This is a genomic window from Promicromonospora sp. NPDC090134 (genome assembly GCF_044746965.1).
In the GTDB taxonomy this organism is placed as follows: domain Bacteria; phylum Actinomycetota; class Actinomycetes; order Actinomycetales; family Cellulomonadaceae; genus Promicromonospora.
In genome coordinates, this window is the sequence record NZ_JBIVCZ010000014.1 from 16875 (window position 1) to 39395 (window position 22521).

Annotated in this window: 27 protein-coding genes, 1 tRNA gene and 1 other RNA gene; 6 read left to right on the top strand and 23 right to left on the bottom strand. The window is 73.6% G+C overall.

Annotated elements, in window-relative coordinates:
• Positions 1-2 precede the first annotated feature (2 nt).
• Both recR and ACIPN7_RS27280 read left to right on the top strand, forming a co-directional pair.
• A complete protein-coding gene (recR, locus tag ACIPN7_RS27275) occupies positions 3-608 on the top strand; it encodes a recombination mediator RecR (protein WP_182619587.1) in 606 nt (201 codons plus the stop codon).
• Positions 609-619: 11 nt separating this feature from the next.
• Entirely contained in the window at positions 620-1189 is a 570-nt protein-coding gene (locus ACIPN7_RS27280) for a DUF5063 domain-containing protein (RefSeq protein WP_400549903.1), read from the top strand.
• Between the two features lie 3 nt (positions 1190-1192).
• Here the strand turns inward: ACIPN7_RS27280 and ACIPN7_RS27285 are convergent, their stop codons facing one another.
• From ACIPN7_RS27285 to ACIPN7_RS27315, 7 genes are all read right to left on the bottom strand, one after another.
• Entirely contained in the window at positions 1193-2335 is a 1143-nt protein-coding gene (locus tag ACIPN7_RS27285) for an ABC transporter permease (protein WP_400549905.1), read from the bottom strand.
• Positions 2332-3252 carry an ABC transporter ATP-binding protein gene (locus tag ACIPN7_RS27290; RefSeq protein ID WP_400549907.1) on the bottom strand — a complete coding sequence of 307 codons (921 nt, stop codon included), beginning with the start codon at positions 3250-3252 and terminating at the stop codon, positions 2332-2334. The genes ACIPN7_RS27285 and ACIPN7_RS27290 overlap by 4 nt, the downstream gene beginning before the upstream one ends.
• Positions 3253-3335: 83 nt before the next feature.
• Positions 3336-4769 (bottom strand): serine hydrolase domain-containing protein, encoded by a 1434-nt coding sequence (locus ACIPN7_RS27295; RefSeq protein ID WP_400549916.1) that lies wholly within the window; start codon positions 4767-4769, stop codon positions 3336-3338.
• 91 nt (positions 4770-4860) lie between these two features.
• Entirely contained in the window at positions 4861-5688 is an 828-nt protein-coding gene (locus ACIPN7_RS27300; RefSeq protein ID WP_400549918.1) for a DNA polymerase beta superfamily protein, read from the bottom strand.
• Positions 5689-5697: 9 nt separating this feature from the next.
• The gene (locus ACIPN7_RS27305; protein ID WP_400549920.1) at positions 5698-6303 is read right to left on the bottom strand and encodes an NADAR family protein; all 606 of its coding nucleotides are present in this window, start codon (positions 6301-6303) and stop codon (positions 5698-5700) included.
• 57 nt (positions 6304-6360) lie between these two features.
• Positions 6361-6753 carry a VOC family protein gene (locus ACIPN7_RS27310; protein ID WP_400549922.1) on the bottom strand — a complete coding sequence of 131 codons (393 nt, stop codon included), beginning with the start codon at positions 6751-6753 and terminating at the stop codon, positions 6361-6363.
• Complete coding sequence (locus ACIPN7_RS27315; RefSeq protein ID WP_400549924.1) at positions 6750-7214, bottom strand: MarR family winged helix-turn-helix transcriptional regulator; 465 nt, start codon at positions 7212-7214, stop codon at positions 6750-6752. The genes ACIPN7_RS27310 and ACIPN7_RS27315 overlap by 4 nt, the downstream gene beginning before the upstream one ends.
• 77 nt (positions 7215-7291) lie before the next feature.
• On the opposite strand from ACIPN7_RS27315, the gene ACIPN7_RS27320 reads away from it, so the two are divergent.
• Positions 7292-7468 (top strand): hypothetical protein, encoded by a 177-nt coding sequence (locus tag ACIPN7_RS27320; RefSeq protein ID WP_377230630.1) that lies wholly within the window; start codon positions 7292-7294, stop codon positions 7466-7468.
• 11 nt (positions 7469-7479) lie between these two features.
• Here the strand turns inward: ACIPN7_RS27320 and ACIPN7_RS27325 are convergent, their stop codons facing one another.
• The 7 genes from ACIPN7_RS27325 to ffs all read right to left on the bottom strand — a co-directional run bounded on the left by ACIPN7_RS27325 (position 7480) and on the right by ffs (position 13968).
• Positions 7480-7896: an NUDIX domain-containing protein gene (locus ACIPN7_RS27325; protein WP_400549926.1), complete on the bottom strand. Its 417-nt coding sequence runs from the start codon at positions 7894-7896 to the stop codon at positions 7480-7482.
• Positions 7893-10466: a DNA polymerase III subunit gamma and tau gene (locus ACIPN7_RS27330; protein WP_400549928.1), complete on the bottom strand. Its 2574-nt coding sequence runs from the start codon at positions 10464-10466 to the stop codon at positions 7893-7895. The genes ACIPN7_RS27325 and ACIPN7_RS27330 overlap by 4 nt, the downstream gene beginning before the upstream one ends.
• Before the next feature lie 72 nt (positions 10467-10538).
• On the bottom strand, positions 10539-10874 hold the full coding sequence (locus tag ACIPN7_RS27335) for a hypothetical protein (protein WP_400549930.1): 336 nt from the start codon (positions 10872-10874) through the stop codon (positions 10539-10541).
• 18 nt (positions 10875-10892) lie between these two features.
• Positions 10893-11555, bottom strand: a complete 663-nt coding sequence (locus ACIPN7_RS27340) for a methionine ABC transporter permease (RefSeq protein ID WP_400549932.1) — start codon at positions 11553-11555, stop codon at positions 10893-10895.
• Positions 11552-12604 carry a methionine ABC transporter ATP-binding protein gene (locus tag ACIPN7_RS27345; RefSeq protein ID WP_400549934.1) on the bottom strand — a complete coding sequence of 351 codons (1053 nt, stop codon included), beginning with the start codon at positions 12602-12604 and terminating at the stop codon, positions 11552-11554. Before ACIPN7_RS27345 ends, ACIPN7_RS27340 begins: the two co-directional genes overlap by 4 nt.
• Positions 12604-13491, bottom strand: coding sequence for a MetQ/NlpA family ABC transporter substrate-binding protein (locus ACIPN7_RS27350; protein WP_400549936.1), 888 nt, complete (start codon positions 13489-13491; stop codon positions 12604-12606). Before ACIPN7_RS27350 ends, ACIPN7_RS27345 begins: the two co-directional genes overlap by 1 nt.
• 380 nt (positions 13492-13871) lie before the next feature.
• Positions 13872-13968, bottom strand: an RNA gene (ffs, locus tag ACIPN7_RS27355) — signal recognition particle sRNA small type.
• A gap of 175 nt (positions 13969-14143) precedes the next feature.
• On the opposite strand from ffs, the gene ACIPN7_RS27360 reads away from it, so the two are divergent.
• Positions 14144-14228 (top strand) — tRNA-Ser (locus tag ACIPN7_RS27360).
• Between the two features lie 51 nt (positions 14229-14279).
• On the opposite strand, the gene ACIPN7_RS27365 is transcribed toward ACIPN7_RS27360, so the two are convergent.
• Positions 14280-14432, bottom strand: coding sequence for a hypothetical protein (locus tag ACIPN7_RS27365; protein WP_400549938.1), 153 nt, complete (start codon positions 14430-14432; stop codon positions 14280-14282).
• On the opposite strand from ACIPN7_RS27365, the gene ACIPN7_RS27370 reads away from it, so the two are divergent.
• A complete protein-coding gene (locus ACIPN7_RS27370) occupies positions 14422-14658 on the top strand; it encodes a hypothetical protein (protein ID WP_400549940.1) in 237 nt (78 codons plus the stop codon). The genes ACIPN7_RS27365 and ACIPN7_RS27370 overlap by 11 nt on opposite strands.
• Positions 14659-14701: 43 nt before the next feature.
• A complete protein-coding gene (locus ACIPN7_RS27375; protein ID WP_400549942.1) occupies positions 14702-15625 on the top strand; it encodes an arginase family protein in 924 nt (307 codons plus the stop codon).
• Between the two features lie 3 nt (positions 15626-15628).
• Here the strand turns inward: ACIPN7_RS27375 and ACIPN7_RS27380 are convergent, their stop codons facing one another.
• The 8 genes from ACIPN7_RS27380 to ACIPN7_RS27415 form a co-directional block, all read right to left on the bottom strand.
• Complete coding sequence (locus ACIPN7_RS27380) at positions 15629-16360, bottom strand: TetR/AcrR family transcriptional regulator (protein WP_400549945.1); 732 nt, start codon at positions 16358-16360, stop codon at positions 15629-15631.
• A 79-nt stretch (positions 16361-16439) separates the two neighbouring features.
• Entirely contained in the window at positions 16440-17189 is a 750-nt protein-coding gene (locus ACIPN7_RS27385) for a TetR/AcrR family transcriptional regulator (RefSeq protein ID WP_400549947.1), read from the bottom strand.
• Between the two features lie 90 nt (positions 17190-17279).
• The gene (locus ACIPN7_RS27390; RefSeq protein ID WP_400549949.1) at positions 17280-18017 is read right to left on the bottom strand and encodes a YcnI family protein; all 738 of its coding nucleotides are present in this window, start codon (positions 18015-18017) and stop codon (positions 17280-17282) included.
• Positions 18018-18083: 66 nt separating this feature from the next.
• Complete coding sequence (locus ACIPN7_RS27395; protein ID WP_400549951.1) at positions 18084-18713, bottom strand: hypothetical protein; 630 nt, start codon at positions 18711-18713, stop codon at positions 18084-18086.
• 10 nt (positions 18714-18723) lie between these two features.
• Complete coding sequence (locus ACIPN7_RS27400) at positions 18724-19386, bottom strand: LytR C-terminal domain-containing protein (RefSeq protein WP_400549953.1); 663 nt, start codon at positions 19384-19386, stop codon at positions 18724-18726.
• Positions 19387-19405: 19 nt separating this feature from the next.
• On the bottom strand, positions 19406-19702 hold the full coding sequence (locus ACIPN7_RS27405; RefSeq protein WP_400549955.1) for a type II toxin-antitoxin system VapB family antitoxin: 297 nt from the start codon (positions 19700-19702) through the stop codon (positions 19406-19408).
• Between the two features lie 136 nt (positions 19703-19838).
• Positions 19839-21509: an ABC transporter permease gene (locus ACIPN7_RS27410; RefSeq protein WP_400549957.1), complete on the bottom strand. Its 1671-nt coding sequence runs from the start codon at positions 21507-21509 to the stop codon at positions 19839-19841.
• On the bottom strand, positions 21506-22489 hold the full coding sequence (locus ACIPN7_RS27415; RefSeq protein ID WP_400549959.1) for an ATP-binding cassette domain-containing protein: 984 nt from the start codon (positions 22487-22489) through the stop codon (positions 21506-21508). The genes ACIPN7_RS27410 and ACIPN7_RS27415 overlap by 4 nt, the downstream gene beginning before the upstream one ends.
• Between the last annotated feature and the right edge of the window lie 32 nt (positions 22490-22521).

The following is a 22521-nucleotide window of genomic DNA, read 5'->3' on the forward strand; positions in this document are numbered from 1 at the left end:
TTGTGTACGAAGGCGCGGTCCAAGACCTGATCGACGAGCTCGGCCGGCTTCCCGGCGTCGGGCCCAAGAGCGCGCAGCGCATCGCGTTCCACCTGCTGGCCACGGACAACCACGAGGTCAAGCGGCTGGTCGACGCGCTCACCGAGGTGAAGCTGCGCGTGCGGTTCTGCGAGCTGTGCGGCAACGTGGCCGAGGCCGAGCGGTGCCGCATCTGCCTGGACCCGCGACGCAGCGACGAGGTGATCTGCGTCGTGGAGGAGCCCAAGGACGTGGTCGCCATCGAGCGCACCCGGGAGTTCCGCGGGCGCTACCACGTGCTCGGCGGGGCCATCAATCCCATCGAGAACGTGGGCCCGGACGACCTGCGGATCAGCGAGCTCCTGGCCCGCCTCGCGGACGGGACGGTGCAGGAGGTCATCCTCGCCACCGACCCCAACGTCGAGGGAGAGGCCACGGCGACCTATCTTTCCCGACTGATGGGTCACATGGGAATCACTGTCTCGCGGCTGGCCTCGGGTCTGCCCGTGGGTGGAGACTTGGAGTACGCGGACGAGGTGACGCTCGGTCGTGCGTTCGAAGGCCGCCGTGTCATCGGCAACGACAAGTAGGTGGGATCACGATGAGTGAGATAACCCCTGGGTCGGACCTCCGAGAGGTCGCAGACCAGGTGTCCGCACAGGCACGGACGTTCCTGTCGACGGTGACCCAGGTCGCCTCCGGCGGGATGCCGGGGGCGGAGCTCTCGCTGCTCGTGCTCGCCGCGTCCGACCTGCTGGCGGCGGGGGCACGGCTCGCCGCGATCGTGGACGTGGTGCCCAAGGAGCGCTACGAGCCCGACGCCGGTCCCGACACCGACCTCGACCCGCTGCGCGAGGCCCTGTCCAAGATGTTCGACGGGTTCGACGACTACACCGAGGTGGTGGACCCCGTGCTCGGCGAGGACGTCGGGTCGGCGTCGCTGTCGGGCGACCTCGCGTGCGTCGCGGAAGCCCTGGCCAAGGGCCTGCAGCACTTCGACAGCGGCCACGAGCTCGAGGCCCTGTGGTGGTGGCAGTTCTCGTACTTCTCGCTGTGGGGCGAGCGCGCGGCCTCGGCGCTGCGCGTGCTGCAGGTGCTGCTGGCGCACCTGCGCCTGGACGTGGAGGACGACGTCGCCGCCGAGGCGGAGTACGACGCCCTCCACTCCTGACGGTCAGGCGACGCGGGTGCCCTGCGGGAGCTGCGCCGTCGGTACGCGCAGGCGGTTGACCGCCACGATCACCCCGGCGGCACCGAGCAGCAGGTCGAACCCGAGCCCCCACGGCCAGACGAGCTGGTCCGTGACCTCGACGGGCTCCACGGGCGACTCGGCCTGCGGTCCGCCGCCCACGTAGATCCCCGTGCACCAGTCCTGCGGCCCGGCGTCGCCGGTCCGCGCGTAGCGGACGCCGTACTGCAGCAGCGCGAGCACGTTGCCGTCCTCGGACAGCGCCTCCGGGTCACCGAGCGGCTGCGCGTCCGCGACCACCACGAACGGGTTGGGGGCCAGCAGCCACCAGGTGCGCTCGCTGTGCCACACGTCGACCTCGTGGGTCTGCCACTCGCACTCGGGCGCCGCGGTCTCCTCCCAGGTGTAGCCCGGCTCGACGTCCCACACCCGGATGCTCTCCGTGGTGGTGGTCGCGGGGACCAGGAGGCCGAACAGGATCGGCAGCACGGCGGTGATCCCGCCGACCGTGAGGTAGGTGAGCACGGCCGACCCCGACGTCTTGGAGACGACGGCCGAGAAGCCCAGCCCGATGGCGCACACGACGCCGAGCACGAGCGCCAGCATGAGCACGGTCGTGAGCAGCGCCAGCCAGGACACGCCGCCGCCGACCAGCGCCCAGATCAGGAACGGGATGCTTGCCACGAGGAACGCGAGCGCCGCGATCCAGGCCGCGGCGAGCTTGCCGAGCACGATCTCCGCGGGCGTCAGCAGGGTGACCTGCAGCGTCGCGAGCGTTCCCGCGTTCCGGTCGCCGTTGATCGCGCCCGACGACAGGGTCGGCGCGACCAGCAGGCCGAGGAACAGGACGAAGCCGACGACGATGCTGTAGACCATCCCGCCGAAGGTCTCGTCGGTGGTGCTCCCGTCGCCCGAGATGATGGCGAACGCGCCGGTGGTCAGCATCGTGATCAGGCCGACCACGAGGAACCAGACGATCAGCGCGGTCTTCCAGCGCGTCGAGCGCACGCGCTGGCGCAGCTCCAGCACCGTGACGGTGCGCAGGCCGTGCCAGGACAGGGACCAGGTGCCGCGCCCGCCAGGCACCGGAGCCGGGGCCGGCTCGACGACTTCCAGGTCAACGCTCATCGCCGCTCCTCCTCAAGGGCCAGGTAGGCCTGCTCCAGCACGCCGCCCGCAGGGGCGAGGCTCGACACGTCGACGCCGGCCTCGACCGCGGACCGCAGCAGCGCCGCGGCCGCGGCGTCGCCCGCCAGCTCGACGAGCACGGCGGGGCCGTCGGACTCCCGGCGGTACGCCGGGCCGTTCTGGTCCAGCCAGGCCGCGAGCGCCTCGGGGTCCAGCCCGGTCAGGCGCCACTCGCGCGGCCGGTCGCCGTCGGCCACCGACTGCGTGGCGACCGTGCGCCCGCGCGAGATGAACACGGCGTCGTCGGCCATCTCGTCGAGCTCGGTGAGCACGTGCGAGGAGACCAGCACCGTCTTGCCCTCGGCCGCGAGCCGGCGCACGAGCACGCGCAGGTCCACGCGGGAGCGCGGGTCCAGCCCGGAGGCGGGCTCGTCCAGCAGCAGGACGGCGGGGTCGTGCACCAGGGCACGAGCCAGGCCGAGGCGCTGCTTCTGACCGCGGGACAGGACGTGCGCGGGCTGGTCCGCGAGCTCCGACAGGTGCACCAGCTCCAGGAGCTCGCCGGCCCGGGCCTGCCCGGCCGCCGCGTCCATCCGGTACGCCGCCGCGACCGTCGTCAGCACCTCGCGCGCGGTCAGCGAGTCCCACGTGCCGAACACGTCGGGCATCCAACCGGTGCGCGAGCGGGCGGCGTAGTTCTGGGTCACCGGGTCCGCCCCGGCGATGCTGATCGTGCCCGCGTCGGGCGTCAGCAGCCCCGCGAGCATGAGCAGGAGGGTCGTCTTGCCCGACCCGTTGGGACCGATGAGCGCGGTGACGCGGCCTGGTGCGGCGACCAGGTCGACGTCGGCCACGGCGTGGACCGGCCCGAAGGAACGCCGCACGCCCTGCGCGCGGATACCACCGTCTGGTGTCATGCCGGGACACTAGCGCGAGTGGCCCACACGGGCCGTCGACCCCGGGGAGGACCGGGCGTACGACCAGGGGATGACGTCGCAGGTCAGTCCCGGCGCGCCCGGCCCTTCACGTGCAGCAGCTCCCGCTCGCCGAAGGCGACGTTCTGGTCGATCGTCACCGCGACGTCGTCGCCCGAGAACCGCAGCTCCAGGCGCCACTCGAACGGGGTGCCGAGGAACACCGCGCGGCCGCGCAGCGTCGACTCGTCGGCCCAGGCGGCCGCGGTCGCGACGTCGGCCGGCGGACCCAGGAACGACCGGGTGCCCGAGACCCACTCCCCGTACCCGAACGACACGGCGTGGTGCAGCCCGCCGACGGTCAACGTGACCTCGGTGCGGCCGTCCGCATCGCGGCCCACGGCGAGCGCGCTGACGTCCCGCGGGTTCGGCTCCAGCGCGAAGGCCACCCCGCGCAGCGCCTCCTCCAGCGGGGACGACGCCGCGCCGGACCGCGTCGGCAGGGCCGGCTCGAACGGGACCACCTCCGCGTCAGGCGCTGTCGAGGCCGGGGCGACCCAGGCGGCATCGGGCAGCAGGGTGTCCCAGACCGCGTCCAGCACGGACTGCAGGTCCGAGAGGCCCGAGGTCATGGTGATGACCAGGTCCTTCTCCGGCCAGACGACGATGTACTGCCCGAACGCTCCGTCGGCCCGGTACGCGCCGTGGCGGCACTGCCAGAACTGGTAGCCGTACCCCTGGTTCCACTCGGGCCAGTCGTGCGGGCCGTTCGGGACCTGGGCGGCGGTCGCCGCCGCCACCCACCCCGCGGGCACGAGCTGCCGCCCCTGCCAGACGCCGCCCTGCAGGTAGAGCTGCCCGAACGCCGCCATCTCCTCGGTGGTGACCGACAGCCCGAAGCCGCCCACATCGATGCCGTCGGGGTCCTGCTCCCATGTGGCGTGCGTGATGCCGAGCGGCTCCAGCAGGCGCGGCGTCAGGTAGTCGAGCAGCCGCTCGCCGGTGAGCCGGTGCAGGATCGCCGACAGCAGGTAGGTCGCGCCCGTGTTGTAGACGAAACGGGTCCCCGGCTCGTGCTCCACGGGCTGGGCCAGGATCGCGCGCGCCCAGCCGGCGCCCGGCAGGGAGATCGTGCGGTCGATGCCCTCCATCGTGGAGGCGCTGTGGCCCGTCGTCATGGTCAGCAGGTCGCGCACGCGCAGGGCGCGCAGATGCTCGCCCGGGTCGGCGGGGGCGTCGTCCGGCAGGAGGTCGACGACCCGGTCGTCCAGGGTCAGGAGCCCCTCGTGGACCGCGATGCCGACCGCCGTGGACGTGAAGCTCTTGCTGACCGAGAACATGACGTGCGGGCGGTCGGCCGTGTGCGGGTGCCACCAGGCCTCGCCGACCACGCTGCCGTGGCGCAGCACCATCACGCTGTGCACGTCCTCCAGGGCGTCCAGGCGGTCGACCAGACGGCGCAGCGCCGCGGGGTCGAGCCCCTCGGCCTCGGGGGTGGACCGGGGCAGGATCCGCGACATGCTGGAGCACGTCCTTTCGCTCGGCGACGCGCCATTGTTGCGGACCGGGCGCGACGCCGGAAGCCCGGGCCCGGCATGCGATATGGGCGGCTCAGCCGACGGGCTGGGGAACGCCGCCGACCAGCCGCCGGAACAGGTCGTCCGCGAGCGACCAGGCGCGGTCGCGGGCTCCGCCCGCCCGCGGCGGCCTCGGCTCCGCCAGCGTCGCCTCGGCCCGCGCCAGCTCCGCCTCGACGAAGTCCAGGAGGACGTCCGGCACCGCGATCGAGCCCATCTCCCGGGAAGCCGACTTGTGGCGGACCAGCTCCTCGACGGCCGCCCGGACGTCCGCGGGCAGGGCGCACCCCGCGACGAGCGTCGGCAGGTCCATCGGCGGCGTCGCCGCACCCTCCTGCACCCGCATCCAGCGCAGCGTGACCGCCGGCCGCAGGGCGTAGAGGAACTTCTTGGCGACCTTGGTCGACGCGTACAGACCCAGGCTGTTCCTGCCGACGTGAAGGTAGTGGTTCGTCAGCGCGCGCCGGTCCGTGACGTCGCCGGCCAGGGCCAGCAGCTCGTCGCGGACGGCGGCGTCCCCGCGGTACACGATCGGCGAGCGCAGCCACTCCCCGACCGTCGCGTTGCCCTTCACCATCAGCCCGAGCGCCTTGCGCACGTCCCAGCCGTTGACGTCGAAGATCTTGTCCAGCGGCGTCTCGATCACGTCGCGTCGCGCGCGCAGGCCCAGGTAGTCGTGGGCGCGTCGCACGTACAGGAACCGGCAGTCGTAGTCGGAGTCCGGGGACGGGAAGCCCCAGGCCCGGCTGCCGCTCTCGATCGCCCACAGCACCCGCACGTCGTACTCGTGCTCGACCCGGTCCAGGCGCGCGTCGACGGCCCGGACGACGTCCGGGTCCATCGAGTCAGGGATGCTCCGCATCCCCGGAAACTAGTGCCCGGACGACGGCGGAGTCGTGCTCTTTTCAAGCCGCTCCCGGGCCTCCATCAGGGCGAAGCCCAGCAGGTTGAGGCCGCGCCAGGCGGCCGGGTTCTCGGCGTTCTCGTTCTTGGCACCCATTCCGATGCCCCAGACCCGGTCGCGCGGGCTCGCCTCCACGAGCACCCGGGAGCCGGTGCGCAGCAGGTACTCCCGCAGGTCCGGGTGAGCGGCGAACTTGTGCTCGTTGCCGCGCACCACGATCTCGAACCGCTCCCGCACCCACACCGCGTCGTCGAAGTCCCGGACCGTGCGCCCGGCGGCCTTCGCCAGCGCGGGGTTCGGCGCGTCGACCGCCGCGCGCTCGGCCTCCGGATCGTCGAACAGGCGGGCCTTCTGCGCCATCATCCAGTGCTCGGCGGTCCGGTACCGGACGCCGTCCACCTCGAACGACGCCTCGAACCACTGGCTGAGGCTGCCCCGGCCGGCGGTCCCGTCCGCCTCGGGCTGGTGCCCCCAGAAGTGCAGGTACCTGGGCGTCGCGCCGGCCTCGACGAGCCTGCGGAGCTCGTCGACGGTGCGGGCGGCGGCGGGTCGGAGCGTCGTCACGTCGGGCATGCCGGGAAGTGTGCCAGGAGCCACTGACACGCCCCCGGGAACCCCGCTCAGGCCAGGTCAGCCGGCGACGACCTCGGCCTCGTAGCCGTCCTCGTTCTCCAGGTAGGCCGCGTAGTGGTCGGGGCCGCCGGCGTGGGGGTGCTTGTCGGAGAAGAGGAGCGCCCAGCCGTGCGCGGCCGCCTCCTCGACGAGCCGGTCCACCTCGCCGCGGGTGCCGCCGTGGAACGCGAGGTGGTTGAGCCCGGGCGCGAGGCGGTCGTGCGGTCCGGCACCCTGCGCCGGGCTCTGCTCGACGACGACGTAGGTGCCGTCCAGGATCCAGCTCACCCCGGCGGACCAGCGCTGGTGCTCGGTGTAGCCGAGCGTGGTCAGGAGCCAGCCCCACGACCCTTCGGCGCGGGCGAGGTCCGGGACCCAGAGCTCGACGTGGTGCAGGCGGCCGCGGGTCACGGGGCGGCCGCCGCGATGACGCGGGTGAGGCTGCGGTGGAGCAGCCCGAGCTCCTCGGCGGACATGCCCAGGCGCTCCATGACGGCGGGCGGCACCCGCAGGGCCTGCTCGCGCAGCGCGCGCCCCTCCTCGGTGAGCTCCACGGCGAGGGCGCGCTCGTCGCGCGGGTCCCGGCGCCGGCTCACGTAGCCGATCGCCTCGAGCCGCTTGAGCAGCGGGGACAGCGTGCCGGGGTCGAGCTGCAGCAGCCCGCTGAGCTGCTTGACCGACAGCGGCGACTGCTCCCACAGGGCGAGCATGACCAGGTACTGCGGGTGCGTGATGCCCATCGGTTCGAGCAGCGGCCGGTACAGCGCGATGACGCTGCGCGAGGCGACGGCCAGGGCGAAGCACACCTGACGGTCGAGGGCCAGCAGGTCCTCGGGGTCGGGCGTGACGTCGGCGCGGGACGTGACGGTCATGCGGCTCCTCTCGGATCTTGACCAGCGTAACAGTTGGTGTGCAAACTATTGGTACACCAATTAAACGGAGGCAGAACATGCGCAACCGCGACGGCTTGACCCTGGGCTACCGCGTCCTGTGGCGGCTCAACTGGCTGCTCCTGCACGTGGCGGGACCGGCCGAGCAGTCTGAGGACCGCGATCCGCGGCGCAGGCTGGAGCGCGAACGCGCCGAGAAGGTGGCCCGGTACCGCGCGCAGCACGCAGGGGACTGACGGCCCGCGGCTCAGTGCCCGGCCGCGGTGAGCAGGTCGCGCGACAACGGCGCGATCGGGTAGCTCGCCACCGGGTCCGCGGGGTCGATCCACACGAGCTCCTCGAGCTCCGCCCGGACCGCGACCTCCGCGCCGGGCCGCAGCCGCACCCGGTAGGCGTGGGCGTCGACGACGTGGTCGGGCTCGTTCGCGGCGGGTGCCCCGAACCGGCCGAGGCTCTCGATGTCCGCCGGGTCGAGCCGCAGCCCGACCTCCTCCTCGAACTCCCGGATCAGCGCCGCCAGCGGCTCCTCGCCCGGCTCGATCTTGCCGCCCACCTGCATGAACGCCTCGGTGCCCCGCTTCCGGACCAGCAGATGCCGACCGTCGGCCCGCTCCACGACCGCGGCGACGATGCGCAGCGTCGTGATCCGGTCGTCCACGCTCATGACTGCTCCACGATCTCGTCGATGACCGTTCCGCCCAGCACCTGCACCACGAGCGACACCCCCGCGAGCCCGCCCGAGACGATGTCCGGGTCGTCGTCCGACGGCTCGTCGTAGTACTCGGAGGTGTCACCCGGCGGCGTCGCCTTCGCACCGGCCGGGCTCGCGGTGCGCGGCTCCGCGGACGCGCCGCTCGCGGCGGCCCGGGCGCGGCGCTCGGCCGCCTGCCGGAGCGCCTCACGCGCGCTGACCGCGCCCGACATCGGCGGCCCGGCCGGCGGCGGGGCCTGGTCCTCGTAGACCGGCTCGGGCTCCGGCATGTCGTAGTCCGCGGGCGGCTCGGTCGCGCTGGCGCCCGACAGCCACGCCTGGTCGGCGGCGCTGGCCGCGGACGACGGTGCGGCCGCGGGACGCGACGGCTCCGGACGGCCGGCCTCGGGGCCGGACGGCTCGGGCCGGGCCGGCTGGGGGCGCTCGGCGACGGCGACGGCGCCCTGTGCCGGGGCAGCCGCCTGGCGCGCGCTGGTCGCCCCGGCAGGGCTGGGGGCGGCGGCGGACGGCGCCGCCGGTACCGACACCGTGGCGACGCCGCCCGGCGTCGGTACGTCGGGCCAGTCCGGCTCGGGTGCCGCGGCGGGGGCCGGCGCCTCACGCCGCGGCTCGCCCGCCGGTGCCGCCTGGCCCGATCCGCCGCCCGACGGGCTACCGCCGGACGCACCCCCGCCCCCGGACGGGCCGCCGCCAGGCCCCTCGTCGAGCGTCGCCTCGACCCGGACCCGGATGCCGAGGGTCTGGTAGACCGCCTCCTCGACGGCGCTGGTGTGCCGCGCGTTCGAGAAGGCGCGGGCCAGGCCGGGGGCCGCGAAGCCGAGCTTGAGCGTGCCGCCCTCGAGGGCCGCGACCTGCGCGTTCGGGCCGACGAGCGACCACGTCACGCGTGCGGCGGCGAGCGCGCCGAGCACCTCCTGCCAGCGGCGGCGGACCGTCTCGGTGGTGACCTCGGGGTCGGTGCCGGAGGTCGGCTCGGGCTCCGGCGCGGCCTCGACGACGGGCTCCCGCTCCGCGGGCGCCGCCGGGGCTGGGCTCTGTGTCGGCTTCGGGGTGGGGCTCGGCGTCGGCTCCGGGGTGGGGCTCGGCGTCGGCTCCGGCGCCGCACCGACGGGCGGGGCCAGGGCTGGGGCCGGTTCGGGGGTGGGTCCCGGTTCGGGGGCGGGCGCTGCCGCCTGCGCCACTGGTGCCCGGCCGGCCGCGACGGGCTGCTCCCCCCGCTTCTTGCGCGCGTCGAGCACCGCCCGCGCAGCGGCGGCGCCGGCGAGCCCGACCGCCGCCGGGTCCTGGGCCGGGCCGGCGTCGCCGGACGGGACTGCGCCGGCTGGGGCCGCGCCGGCCGTCCCGGACGCCACGATGCCGCCCCGTTCGAGGCGGTCGATCCGCGCGGCGAGGCCCGCCGCGCCGTCGTCGGCCCCGGGCAGGAGCAGGCGCGCGCACAGCAGCTCCAGGTGCAGGCGCGGCGAGGTGGCGCCGGTCATCTCGGTGAGGGCCACGTTGACGAGGTCGGCCGCCCGGGACAGCTCGGCCACTCCGAGCCGGCCCGCCTGGGCGCGCATCCGTTCGAGCTGGTCGGAGGGGATGGCACGCAGCACGGCGTCCGCGGCGTCGCCCGAGACCGCGATGACGATGAGGTCGCGCAGGCGTTCCAGGACGTCCTCGACGAACCGGCGCGGCTCGTGCCCCGTCGCGATGATCTGGTCCACGACCCGGAAGATCGAGCCGCCGTCCCGCGCGGCGAGCGCGTCCACGACGTCGTCCAGGAGGGTCGCGTGGGTGAAGCCGAGCAGACCGACGGCGAGGTCGTAGTCCACGACGCCGCCCGTGGCGCCGGCGATGAGCTGGTCCATCACGGAGAGGGAGTCGCGCACCGAGCCGCCGCCCGCGCGCGTGACGAGCGGAAGCACTCCCCCGCCCACCTCGACACCCTCGGCGCCGCAGAGCTGCTCCAGGTAGGGGGACAGCACGTCCGGCGGCACGAGCCGGAACGGGTAGTGGTGGGTGCGCGAGCGGATGGTGCCGATCACCTTGTCCGGCTCCGTGGTCGCGAAGATGAACTTGATGTGCGGCGGCGGCTCCTCGACGATCTTGAGCAGCGCGTTGAAGCCCTGGGGCGTCACCATGTGCGCCTCGTCCAGGATAAAGATCTTGTACCGGTCGCGGGCCGGGGCGAACGTGGCGCGCTCGCGCAGGTCGCGCGCGTCGTCGACACCGTTGTGCGACGCGGCGTCGATCTCCACCACGTCGAGCGAGCCGGGCCCGCCGCGCGCCAGCTCGACGCACGAGGGGCACTCACCGCACGGGGTGTCGATGGGCGACTCCGGCGTGTTCTTCGCGCAGTTCAGTGTGCGCGCGAGGATCCGGGCCGACGTCGTCTTGCCGCAGCCGCGCGGGCCGCTGAACAGATAGGCGTGGTTCACCCGTCCGCTGCGCAGGGCCTGCATGAGGGGGCCCGTGACGTGGTCCTGGCCGATCACCTCGGCGAACGTCTCGGGCCGGTAGCGGCGGTAGAGGGCGGTGCTCACCCCCGCAACGATAGACGCCACCACCGACACTGACGACGTGGCCGTCCACAGGCGGACGGCCGCGTCGTCAGGTCACACCGCGGTGCCGCCGAGGGCCTGCGGCGTGCGCCGCACGCGCGCCCGCATGACCAGGCCGGGGATCCCGGTGCCCAGGAGGACCGGGAACGCGGCGAAGATCGCGAACCAGAGAAAGATCGCGAGGTAGCCGTACGCGCCGGCGCCGGGGTCGGTGCTGTTGTCGGCCACGCCGAGCAGCACGAGGCTGGCCACGAACGCGACCACCACGAACGCCAGCACGATCACCGCGATCCAGACGAGGGCGGTGGCCCACTTCCGGTAGGCGTCGCTGATCGGCTGCGGCGCAGGCGGGTGCTGGGCCGGGTACGGGGCTTGCTGCTGGTCCGACATGCGCCACACTCTCCCATGTCAGCGGCGCAGCGCGCGGCGCGCCAGGCCGTTCCCGAGCCACTGCACCGCCTGGACGATCAGCACGATGATCACCACCACGACGGCGGTCACGGCCCAGTCGTACTGCCGGTAGCCGTAGACGATCGCGAAGTCGCCCAGCCCACCGGCACCCAGGTACCCGCCGATCGCGGACATGTCGAGCACGCCGACGAACAGGAAGGTGTACCCGAGGACCAGGGGCGCGAGCGCCTCGGGGACCAGCACGGTGCGCACGATCCGGAAGGGCGACGCCCCCATGGCCCGTGCCGCCTCGACCACACCGGGGTCGATCGAGACGAGGTTCTGCTCCACGAGCCGGGCGAAGACGAACGTCGCCATGATGCACATCGCGAACGTGAACGCCTCGATCCCGATCGTCGAACCGATGACGGCGCGGGTCAGCGGCCCGAGCGCCACCAGGAAGATGATGAACGGGATGGGCCGCACGATGTTCACCGCGAGGTTCAGCACGGCGAACACGAACCGGTGCTGCAGAAGGTTGCCCGGCCGCGTCAGGTACAGCCCGAGCCCGAGCGCCAGGCCCAGGAAGCCGCCCACCAGCAGGGCGATCAGCACCATGTAGGCCGTCTGGCCCGCCGCCTCCCAGAGCAGCGGCGTCAGCCGCTCCCAGTCCCCGCTCATGCGTCTGCCCTCCCGTGATCGTCCACCCAGGTCACGGCGCGCAGGGCCGCCACGGCGGCCTCCACGGAGCCGCCGTCGCCGACGAGCTCCACCGTCAGCGACCCGTACGGCCGCTCCGCGACCTCCGTGATGCCGCCGAACACGACGGTCCCGTCCACGCCGTGCTCGCGCAGCGTGCGCGTGAGCACGGCCGACGAACCGGCCACCTCGTCCACCCCGACCGTCACGATGTGGCCGGTGTGCCGCGTCCGCAGCCGCGCCAGCACCTCGGGCGAGGGCCGGTCGCGCAGCGCCGTGGCGACGAACCGCCGCGTGGTGTCGTGCGTGGGCGCGCTGAACACCTGGTAGGCCTCGCCCACCTCGACGACGCGGCCCCGCTCCATCACCGCGACGCGGTGGCAGATCGAGCGCACCACGTCCATCTCGTGCGTGATCACGACCACGGTGATCCCGAGCTCACGGTTGACGCGCTGGAGCAGGTCCAGCACGTCGCGCGTGGTCTCGGGGTCCAGGGCCGACGTCGCCTCGTCCGCCAGCAGGATGCGCGGGTTCGTGGCGAGCGCGCGGGCGATCCCGACGCGCTGCTTCTGCCCGCCCGACAGCGTGGACGGGTAGACGCCCGCCTTGTCCGCCAGGCCGACGAACTCCAGCAGCTCCGCGACCCGCGCGTCGCGCTTCGCGCGCGACCAGCCGGCGACCTCCAGCGGGTAGGCGACGTTCCCCGAGACGGTCCGGGAGGCCAGCAGGTTGAACTGCTGGAACACCATCCCGATCCCGGCCCGGACCGGCCGCAGGCGCGCCTCGCTCAGCGAGCCGAGCGAGAGGCCGTCGACCACCACGTCGCCACCGGTGGTCCGCTCGAGCGCGTTGATCAGCCGGACCAGGGTGGACTTGCCGGCCCCGGACTGCCCGATGACGCCGAAGATCTCGCCCGTCCGGATGTCGAGCGTGACGTCGTCGACGGCGCGCACCTCGGCGCCCTTCCCCCGGCCCGGGAACACCTTGCTGGCGCCCTCGAACCGGATGATGCTGCTGGTCGCCGCAGGCATCAGGAGGCGTCCTCCTGGATGCCGGCCAGGATCTCCTGCAGCTCGGCGGCCGAGTTGTCCTTGATCACGCCGGTGCCGCCCGAGGCCTCGATCACGCCCTCCTCGACCTCCGGGGAGTGGTAGATCTCGACGAGCTGCTGGAACACCTCGTTGTCCGCGTCGGCCCCACGGGCCACCCACACGTTGATGTACGGCTCGGCGGCGGAGGAGTCCGGGTCGTCCGAGTAGATGGCGTCCTCGGCGGTCAGGTCGGCGTCGCCCACGAAGTCGTTGTTGATGATCGAGGCGTCGACGTCCTGCAGCGCCAGCGCCGTCTGTGCGGCGTCGACCGGGGTCACGGTGACCTTCGACTCGTCCTCGAGCACGTCGGCCGGCGTGGAGAACGCGCTCCCGCCGTCGCGCAGGGCGACCAGGCCGGCCTCCTGCAGCACGAGCAGCGCACGGGCCTGGTTGGTGTCGTCGTTGGGGATGGCGATCTCGCCGCCGTCGGGGATGTCCTCGACGCTGTCGTGCTTCAGCGAGTAGAGACCCAGCGGGTAGACGGCAGTCGCCGCGATCGGCGTGAGGTCCGACCCGGTGGCGGTGTTGTAGTTGGCGAGGAACTGCAGGTGCTGGAACTGGTTCAGGTCCAGGTCGCCGTCGGTCAGACCCTGGTTGGGGAGCTGGTAGTCGCTGAAGTTCACCAGCTCGACGCTGATGCCCTCCTCCTCGGCCAGGTCGGTGAACGTGGTCCAGTAGTCGTCGCCGGAGTTGACGACGCCGATGCGGACCGGGTCGTCGGCCGAGCCGGTGGCGGGCGCGGCCTCGTCGGCGCCGCCGCAGGCGCTCAGCGCGAGGACGGCGGTGACGGCGAGGCCGGTGGTCAGGAACGAGGTGAAGCGAGACATGGGTGGTCCTCTCGGGCGCACGGGCGCGGGTATGCCTGTGCTCAGGATGCGGGGGGCCTGCGTCGGGCGCAGGCCGAGGGTGTGAGACGACGGCGGGCCACGGCCATCAGCAACGTGGCGAGCTCGGGACGATGCGGGGCGGTCCGGGAGGGACCGCGGGAACGTGCGGCGCTGTCAGCGCTCGCGCATTCGCCCGCCACGCACGCGGCCGCGACACATGGCGTCGCGACAGGTGCGCGACGTCGTGGCGGAGGTCCAGGTGCGGGTCATACGGACATCGTGCGGCACTGCACGACGTCGAAGCCAATCCCTGCGGGGTAAATCCCACGATGCGGACGAAAATCAGTCCACATCGTGGCGCACCCGCCAGAACCCGGGCATGAAAGGACCCCTCGCACACCCACCAGAGCTCACTTACCCTTGCTGCCTTCCGGCCCTGGGGGAGTTCGGCGAGATGGTGCCGCACGAGGGGTCTGCCGCAAGCCTAACCGATCCGGGCGCCCGGACCGAACCGCGCCGGACCCGCTGTCCGCGACCTCACAGCGCCGGCCCCGGTCTCCGATTCGTTGTCCGAGCGCAGCGTCCGGTATCCTCGTCAGGCCGCGCCAGACTCCGGTCCGTGGTCGTGCGCCCGCCGTGGTGCGGTGCACGAGGAGGATTCGCCTAGTGGCCTATGGCGCACGCTTGGAAAGCGTGTTGGGTTAACGCCCTCGGGGGTTCGAATCCCCCATCCTCCGCAGTGTGATGACGCGGGACATCGTTCATAGATGTTCCGCGTCATCGTCGTTTCACGACCCTTCCACGGTCCGCGCCACGGCGTCGTCGAGGACGGCGAGCACCTCGCCCAGGGCCGCCAGCCGGTCCGGGCCGAGGCCACCGAAGATCCGCCGCAGGATCTCGTCGCCCGCGGCCTCACCGACGGCGAGCGCCGTGCTGGTCACCGAGGGCGGGCTGCAGGACACCTGGCTCGCCGCCGACGGGCAGCTCACGCCCTACGCGGGCACGTTCCCCAACTACGGGACGCCTGACCCGGACGGCACGCGGATCGACTGGATCCTGGCCACGCCCGGCATCGAGGTCCGCTCGGCGGCGATCAACACCTGGACCAGGGACGGCCGCTACCCGAGCGACCACACGCCGGTCCAGGCCCTGCTCCGCATCGGCTGAGACCGGTGGTGCCCATGCTGCCCGCGCCGGGCAGCATGGGCGCATGCCCGCACTCACCCGCACAGAACACACCGCCATCAGGCGCGTCGTCGTCCTCGACGCCCCGTCCAACCTCGGGCTCCGCCCGCCGGCGCCCGGCGTCGTCCCCGGGACCTACAAGGCGCCCGGCGCCCTCCGGGACCACCGGCTCCTGGACCGGGTGGGCGCCGAGGACGCCGGGTGCGTCACCCCGCCTCGGTACGACCGCCACGACTGGCGACCGGGCGACGGCGTCGCGCACGCGCAACAGCTCGCCGCCTACTCCCGGACGCTCGCGGACCGGGTGACGGCGCTGCTCGACGCCGGGAGCTTTCCGCTGGTTCTCGGTGGCGACTGCAGCATCCTGCTCGGCACGAGCCTGGCCCTGCGCGAGCGCGGCCGGTTCGGCCTGGCCTTCCTGGACGGCCACTCCGACTTCCGCCACCCGGGCAACTCGCCCGCGGTCGGCGCGGCCGCCGGCGAGGACCTCGCCCTGGTCACCGGGCGGGGCCAGCCGGATCTCACCGACCTCGACGGGCTGCGGCCGTACCTGCGCGACGACGACGTCGCGGTGCTCGGCATCCGCGACGACGACGAGCACGCCGCCGAGCTGGCGCGCGCCGAGCTGCTGGTCCGACCGGTCGCCTCGGTCCGCGCGGCCGGTGCGGCCGCGGTCGCCCGCACCGCGCTGGACCGCCTCGAACGCGCCGAGCTGGACGGGTTCTGGGTGCACGTCGACGCCGACGTGCTCGATCCGGCGGTCATGCCGGCGGTCGACAGCCCCGACCCCGGCGGGCTCCACCGGCCGGAGGTGCTGGAGCTGTTGACGGTCCTGTGCGCGTCCTCGCGCTGCGTGGGGCTGCAGCTCACGGTCTTCGACCCCGACCTCGACCCGGACGGCACGCTCGCCGAGAGCCTGACGGACCTCCTGGTGGACGTCCTCGGCTGAGGCTCAGGCGGCCCCGGGCACCACGACCAGGCGCACCGCCGGGCTCGGCGCCAGGCCCACCAGGTCCAGGAGCGACCGGTTCAGGTGCGTGATGGAGTCGCCGAACGCGCTCACGGGCCTGGCCCCGGGATCGAACGAGAGCATGCACAGGAGACCGAAGATCTGGCGCCAGCCCACCGTCATCAGGTAGACGACGCCCAGGGGCAGGTCGTCGCCCATCCCGGGGTTGGCCCGCAGGAGCAGCCGCCGGTACACGTCGAGCTGCGCCGCGAGGTCGGCCGGGATGTCGGCGTCGGGCGGGTAGGGCGCGCCCGCGCGGCGAACCCGGTCGAACAGTGGCGCCCAGGCCCCGCCGAGCCGGGAGGCGACGCTCTGCCGCACGGCCGCCCGGGCGCCGACGGCCTGCCGGAAGCCCGGGCCCATGAGCAGGTCGAACTCGGCGCGGTGCGTGCCGCACCAGACGACGATCGCGTGCGTGCCCGCCTCGACCTGCGCCGCGAGGTCGTCGGGGTCCTGCTGGGCCACCGCCGCGCCGAGGAACGCCAGCAGGCGGTCCATCGTCGACTCGTACAGGGCCTCCAGCAGCGCCACGCGGTCCACGCCGGCGCGGCCCAGCTCGGCGTCCGGCACGGCGAGGTCGCAGGCGACGGCGGACATCGTGACGCCGCGCACGCCGTCAGCCTCCAGGAGGCGGCGCGCGGCCGCGAGCGCGTCCTGGCGCAGATCGCGCTCCATCCGACTCCCGTCCCGGGCGAAAACTCCGAAGTGATCGGCGCCGCACTCTAGCCGGACAACCGGTTCCGGGGCGAGGAACTCAGACCTCGACGAGGCGCACCCGAGGGCTGGGCTCGAGCCCCAGCGACGCCAGGAGCCCGCGCATCATGTCGTCGAACATCGCGTCGAAGTTGCCGAACGCGTAGTCGAGCTGGTCGTACGCCACCATGCAGAGCAGGCCGTAGACCTGGCGCCAGAACACCATGATGGTGTGGACCACGCCCACGGGGACCTCCTCGGCCACGCCGGGGCCGTCCTGCGTGAGCACGGCCCGGTACGTGTCGAGCTCCGGCGCCAGGCCGGGTGCGACGTCGGAGTCCGCCGGGAAGGGGACGCCGGCGCGCCACAGAGCGGCGAAGGTCGGCACGAACACCGAGCCGGGCCGGTGCGCGAAGTGCGGCCGGGCCGCACCGGCGACCCCGACGGCGTGCTGCGCGTCGGCGCCGAGCAGCAGGTCGAACTCGTTCCGGTGGCCCCGGCACCACACGAACAGCGCGTGCGTCGCGGCGTGGAGCCGCGCGGCGTGGTCGTCGTCCGGCTGCCGCCCGACCGCGACCTCCAGGTAGGCGATGAGCTCGTCCAGCGTGTCGTCGTAGACGGCGGCGAGCAGCCCGGGGCGCCCCTCGAAGTACCGGTACATCCCCGGGCCGGCGATCCCGACCTCCTTGGCGACCGCGACCATCGTCACGCCGTCCACCCCGTGCTCGGCGAGGAGCCGGCGGCCGGCGGCACGTGCGTCACGCAACAGCTCGGCGCGTAGTCGCTGCCTGCGCGTCGGGGTGGCGGTCACGGTCCTCCTGCGGTGCTGCTCACGCGCCCGTCGTCCGGCGCGTGAGCTGAGCTCCCAGTCTTGCACGCGGGACCGCCACCCCGACGGCCGTCAGGCGCGGCGGCGGGTGACCAGGGCGACGCCGATCCCGACGGCGCCGACCAGGATCCCGGCAGCGCCGAGCCAGCGGCCCACGGGGTCGACGGCGGGCTCGTCCGCGGCGGCCGCGGCGCCGTCCGCGCCCGACGCGGCGGAGTCGTCCCCGTCCGTGTGGCCGGCCGTGGCGTCGTGCCCGTCGCCCTCGGCGGCAGTGGTCGTGAACAGGGGCGCGGGCGCCTCGGGCTCCTTGCCGTCGTCGCCGACCAGGTCGTCCCAGTCGACGACACTGCCGTCGGTGTACGTCTGGTGGGCGGGGAGCACCACCTCGGTGCCCTCCGCGGGCAGCGCCCCGACGCGCACGGCGAACTCCTGGTACTCGTGCGGCGGCACCTCGTGGCCCTTCTGGGCCGTCCAGGTCACGCGTGCGGGGGCCTCGTCGACGGTCGCGCCCTCGACCTCGAACGGCTCGTCGAGCTTCTCGACCTCCACCTCGACGTCCCAGCCGGGCAGGCTGCGCGGCGTGACGCTGAGGAACGGGGTGTCCGTGGGCAGGTCGACGACGAGCTGCTCCGTCGACGCGGTGTCCGACTCGGTCGGCACGCGGAACGTGAGGCTCGCGTAGCTCTCGGCGGCGGTCGTGTCGGGACTCACACCGACGTGGGCGTACGCCGCGGTGGGCAGCAGCACGAGGACGGCGGTGGCGGGGACGGCCGCGAGGGCGCGGCGGGTGGGCAGGCTGAAGCGAGTCATGTGCTCGGTCCTTCGGTACGGGGTGGGTGGGAGGGCGTGCGGCGACCCGCCTCCCGCCCGACTCCGTCAGGCCGCGAGGCGCATCACCAGGGCCGACGGCGGCCCCCGCTCCGGCGCCACGTGCACGTCCACCCGGCCCGGCACCGTGCGGAGCAGCGCCGGCACAGGGGCGCGGCGCACGGCCGGGAGCCGCAGGGGCTCCACGGTGAGCGGCCGGACCAGCCACGTCGCGAGCAGCCACACGCCGCGCTCGACGCCCACGAGCAGACCGACGGAGACGAGAGTCGCCACCGCGTGCCACGCGAGCATCCCGGGGGCGATCGCCGCCGGCTCGGCGGCCCCGACGCACGCCCCGTACACCCCGGGGGCGGCGCCGGCCAGGTGCGCGTGCGCCCCGGACGAGGCCCCGCCGCCGGGCAGCGCGGACGGCGGACAGGCGCCGGCGAGGAAGGAGAACGCCTGGTGCGAGGCGTACTGGCCGAGGCCCGCCAGGAGGAGGCCGCCCGGCCAGCGGATCTGTCGCCGCACCGCGAACGCGGCGGCCGCGAGCAGCAGGGCGCCCAGCAGGGCGATCGCCTCGGCGGGCGGCACGTGACCGCCCGCCTCGAAGTGCGCGGTCAGGGACAGCGCGAGCACGACCGCCGCCCACAGGAGCGCGCGGCCGAGGCCCACTGCTCCCGAGGACGGCGTCAGCACGGCACAGACCCTACTTGGCGGGCTGGCCCTCGTCGCCGGTCTTGGTCCGCTTGACCTGCTCCACGGGCTCGATCGACTTCGCGGGCACGCAGCCCTCGGCGTTCAGCAGCGGCTGGTCGGACGCCACCTCGACGGCCTCGACGTCGAGGGGCGCCTCGAACTCCTCGCCGATGAGCAGGTCGATCTTGCGGTCGGTGCGGTCGTCGAGGACCAGCCGGATCTCGGGGAACTGCGCGGCGAGCGTGTACGCCTGCACGATGCCCTTGCGGCCGAACCGGATCTCCGACTCCTGGAGCTGCATCGGCACGTTGCCCTTGGCCACGATGCTGAACCCGCGGTCCGCGAGCACCGACTCGTGCGCGCTGGCCAGGCCGATCTCCTCCGACGCGTTCAGCAGACGGACCTCGACGTCCGAGTAGGCGGTCGGCAGGGCGCCGTCGGGCTGGCCCTTGATCGGAGGCAGGCACGGGACCGGGTAGGTCTCCTGCTCCCCCACGCCGACCGTGGTGAACGGGCGGTTGAACGGCGAGCTGATGGCGCCGGAGTAGACCGCCAGCGCGAAGATGCCGCAGACCGCCAGGAACGCGATGAGCACACCGAAGACCACGGCCTGGCGCTCGTGCTCTCGGCGCCGGCGCTCCACGCGCGCCTGGTCGTACCCGGGGGATGTCACGCGACGAACCTACCTGAGGTCAGCGGATGGTGAGCACGCGAGCGTGCAGGACTGGACGTTGCTGGAGGGCGGCGCGCACGGCACGGTGCAGGCCGTCCTCCAGGTAGAGCGTGCCCTCGAACTCCACGACGTGGGCGAACAGGTCGCCGTAGAACGTGGAGTCCTCCGCGAGGAGCTGGTCGAGGTCGAGCGTGCGCTTGGTGGTCACCAGCTCGTCGAGCCGCACCTGGCGTGGCGGCACGTCGACCCAGTCACGGGTGCGCGTCCGCCCGTGCTCGGGGTACGGGCGGCCGTCTCCTACGGCCTTGAAGATCATCGGTCCGTCCTCACTGGACTCGGCGGTGGCACGGTCCGGGAGCGGCTGTGCGAACCTGCCTGCTGACACCGGACGGCGTCCTGAACCCTACCGGACCGAGGATGCCGAGAACAGCCGGCCCGCGGCCCGGCGGGGTTCAGACGACCGGCACGTCGCGGCGCCGGAATCCGGCGAACGCGAGCGTGAGCAGGGCGAACGCGATCAGCAGCAACCAGCCCAACGGAGCCCAGTCCACGTCGGCCCACGCCACCGCCGGGACGGCCGGGGCGTGGGCGAACGGCGACAGGTCGACGACGGCGTCCGGCAGGTCGAGGAGGCTGCCGAGCAGCGTCACCAGGAAGCTCGCTGCGATGACGGCCCACCCCAGGCCCACCAGCCGCGGGAACCAGCCGAACAGCGCCGACGTGAGTCCGATCACGACCAGCACGGCCGGCACGTGCACCACGGCTGCGCCGAGGCCGTCGCCGAGCGACTCGCCCCACCCCGTGTCGGACGCCAGGGCGTTGCCCGCCCCGAGGGCGAGCCCCGCCACGCCGAGCAGCAGGATCGCCCCGCCGACCGCCCCGACCAGCCAGGCGGCGAGGTACCCGGAGCGGGACGTGCGGGTGGCGAGCACCGCCTCGGTGCGCCCCAGCGCCTCCTCCCCGCGGATGTCCTGCACCACCGTGACGCCGTACCCGGCACCCGCGTACGCCGTCCAGGACATGATGAGCGCGGCGAAGCCCGCGGCGATGTCGGAACCCCGGACGCCCATGGCGGCGATGTAGTCGGCGAACTGCTCGTTCTCGGTCACCAGGTTCCCGGCGGTCGCCATGAGGTACCCGACGAAGAACATGTAGACGCCGATCGAGACCGCCCAGATGACGAACGAGGAGCGGGTGAGCCGTGCCATGAGCGCCCCGGTCGAGGTGAGCGACGTGGAGTGCGCCGGCCCGCGCCGTTCCGCGATCAGGCCCGCGCCCAGGTCACGGTGCAGCGTGAGCCAGCCGGCGGCCGCCCCGCCCACGACGAACAGCGCGGCACACAGGAGGAACGGCCCGTAGTCGTTCGCGCCGTAGGGGTCGATCTGCTGCGCCCAGCCGACCGGCGAGACCCAGTGGAGCCAGCCCAGCTCGTCCGGGTCGACGTCAGCCCCGCCGCGCAGCAGGTAGCCGCCGATGACGATCCACACGCCGAGCGCGTTCGCCGCGCGGGACGACGAGGCGACCTGCGCCGCCACCGCCGCGAGGCCGGACGCCGCCAGGCCGATCGCGGCGACCTGCGCGCCGAGGGCCACGGCGCCGGCGGACGGCCCCTCCGGCCACACCACCGCGGTGGTCAGCGCGCCCGAGACGACCGAGAAGAGCACGCCGACGACCAGGCCGGTCACCAGCGGCGCCAGCGATCCCACCCGGGCGGCCCGCACGAGCTCCAGCCGGCCGAGCTGCTCCTCCTTGCGGGTGTGCCGCACCACCGCCATGGCGGCGAGCACGCCGAAGACGGCGACCATGAAGATGCCGACGCGCCACGAGACGGTCGACGCGATCGACCCCGTGTTCTCGTAGGGCCCGAGCAGCACCAGGAATGCCGGGTTGGTCACCAGGGTGGCCTGGATCGTGTCGCGCTGCTCCTGGGTCCCGTACAGCTCGGACACCGAGCTCAGGGTGCTGACGAACAGCAGCACGCACACGGCGATCTGCGCGGGCAGAAGCACGCGGTCGCGGCGCAGCGCGAGCCGCAGCAGGTCGCCCGTGCCCGCGAACGCGCCGCGCAGCGCGAGCGCGGGGCGCTCCAGTGCCGGGACGGCCGGCAGCGTCGTGGCGGTCATCGCCGGCCCGCCTTCAGGGAGCCACCGTCGGCGGGGGCGTCCTCCAGGCGCTCGAGCTCGTCGCCGTACTGCCGCAGGAAGAGCTCCTCCAGCGACGGCGGCTCGATGGTCAGACCGTGCGGCTCCAGGCTCGCCAGGACCTGGGTGACCCGGGGCAGCGCGTCGTCGTCCACGTGGAACGCGATGCGGAACGACGCCGCGTCGGACACCGCAGCGCCACCGCCGTCGCTCACGACGAGGTCGTGCACGCCCGCGACCGAGTCCAGCACGGCGACGTCCCCGCTGACCACGGCGGAGACCTTGGACCGCGTGAGGTGCCGCAGCTCGGCGAGCGTGCCGGACTGCACGTCCTTGCCGTTGCGGATGATCGTCACGGTGTCGCACAGTGCCTCGACCTCGCCGAGGATGTGGCTGGAGAGCAGCACCGAGGTGCCCTTCGCCGTCGCCTCGCGGATGGACTCCTGGAACACCGCCTCCATGAGGGGGTCCAGCCCGGAGGTGGGCTCGTCGAGGACCAGCAGCTCCGCGTCGGCGCTCAGCGCCGCGACCAGGGCGACCTTCTGCCGGTTGCCCTTGGAGTAGGTGCCGGCCCGCTTGGTGGGGTCGAGCTCGAAGCGCTGGAGCATGCGCTCCTTGCGCGCCCGGTCGACCTTGACCCCGCGGAGCCGGAGCAGGAGGTCGATGGCCTCCCCGCCGGTCAGCTTGGGCCAGAGGGTGACGTCGCCCGGCACGTACGCGAGGCGCCCGTGCAGGTCCACCGCCTGGGCGAACGGGTCGCCGCCGAGCAGGCTGGCCCGGCCGGCGTCGGGGCGCAGCAGGCCGAGCAGCACGCGGATGGTGGTGGACTTGCCCGCCCCGTTGGGGCCGAGGAACCCGGCCACCTCCCCGGGGCGGACGGTCAGGTTCAGGCCGTCGAGCGCCTTCACGGCGCCGAAGGACTTGTGCAGGTCTTGGATCTCGATCGCAGGTGTGGTGGTCATGACTCGTTCGCTCTCTGACGTCGGTATGGGGA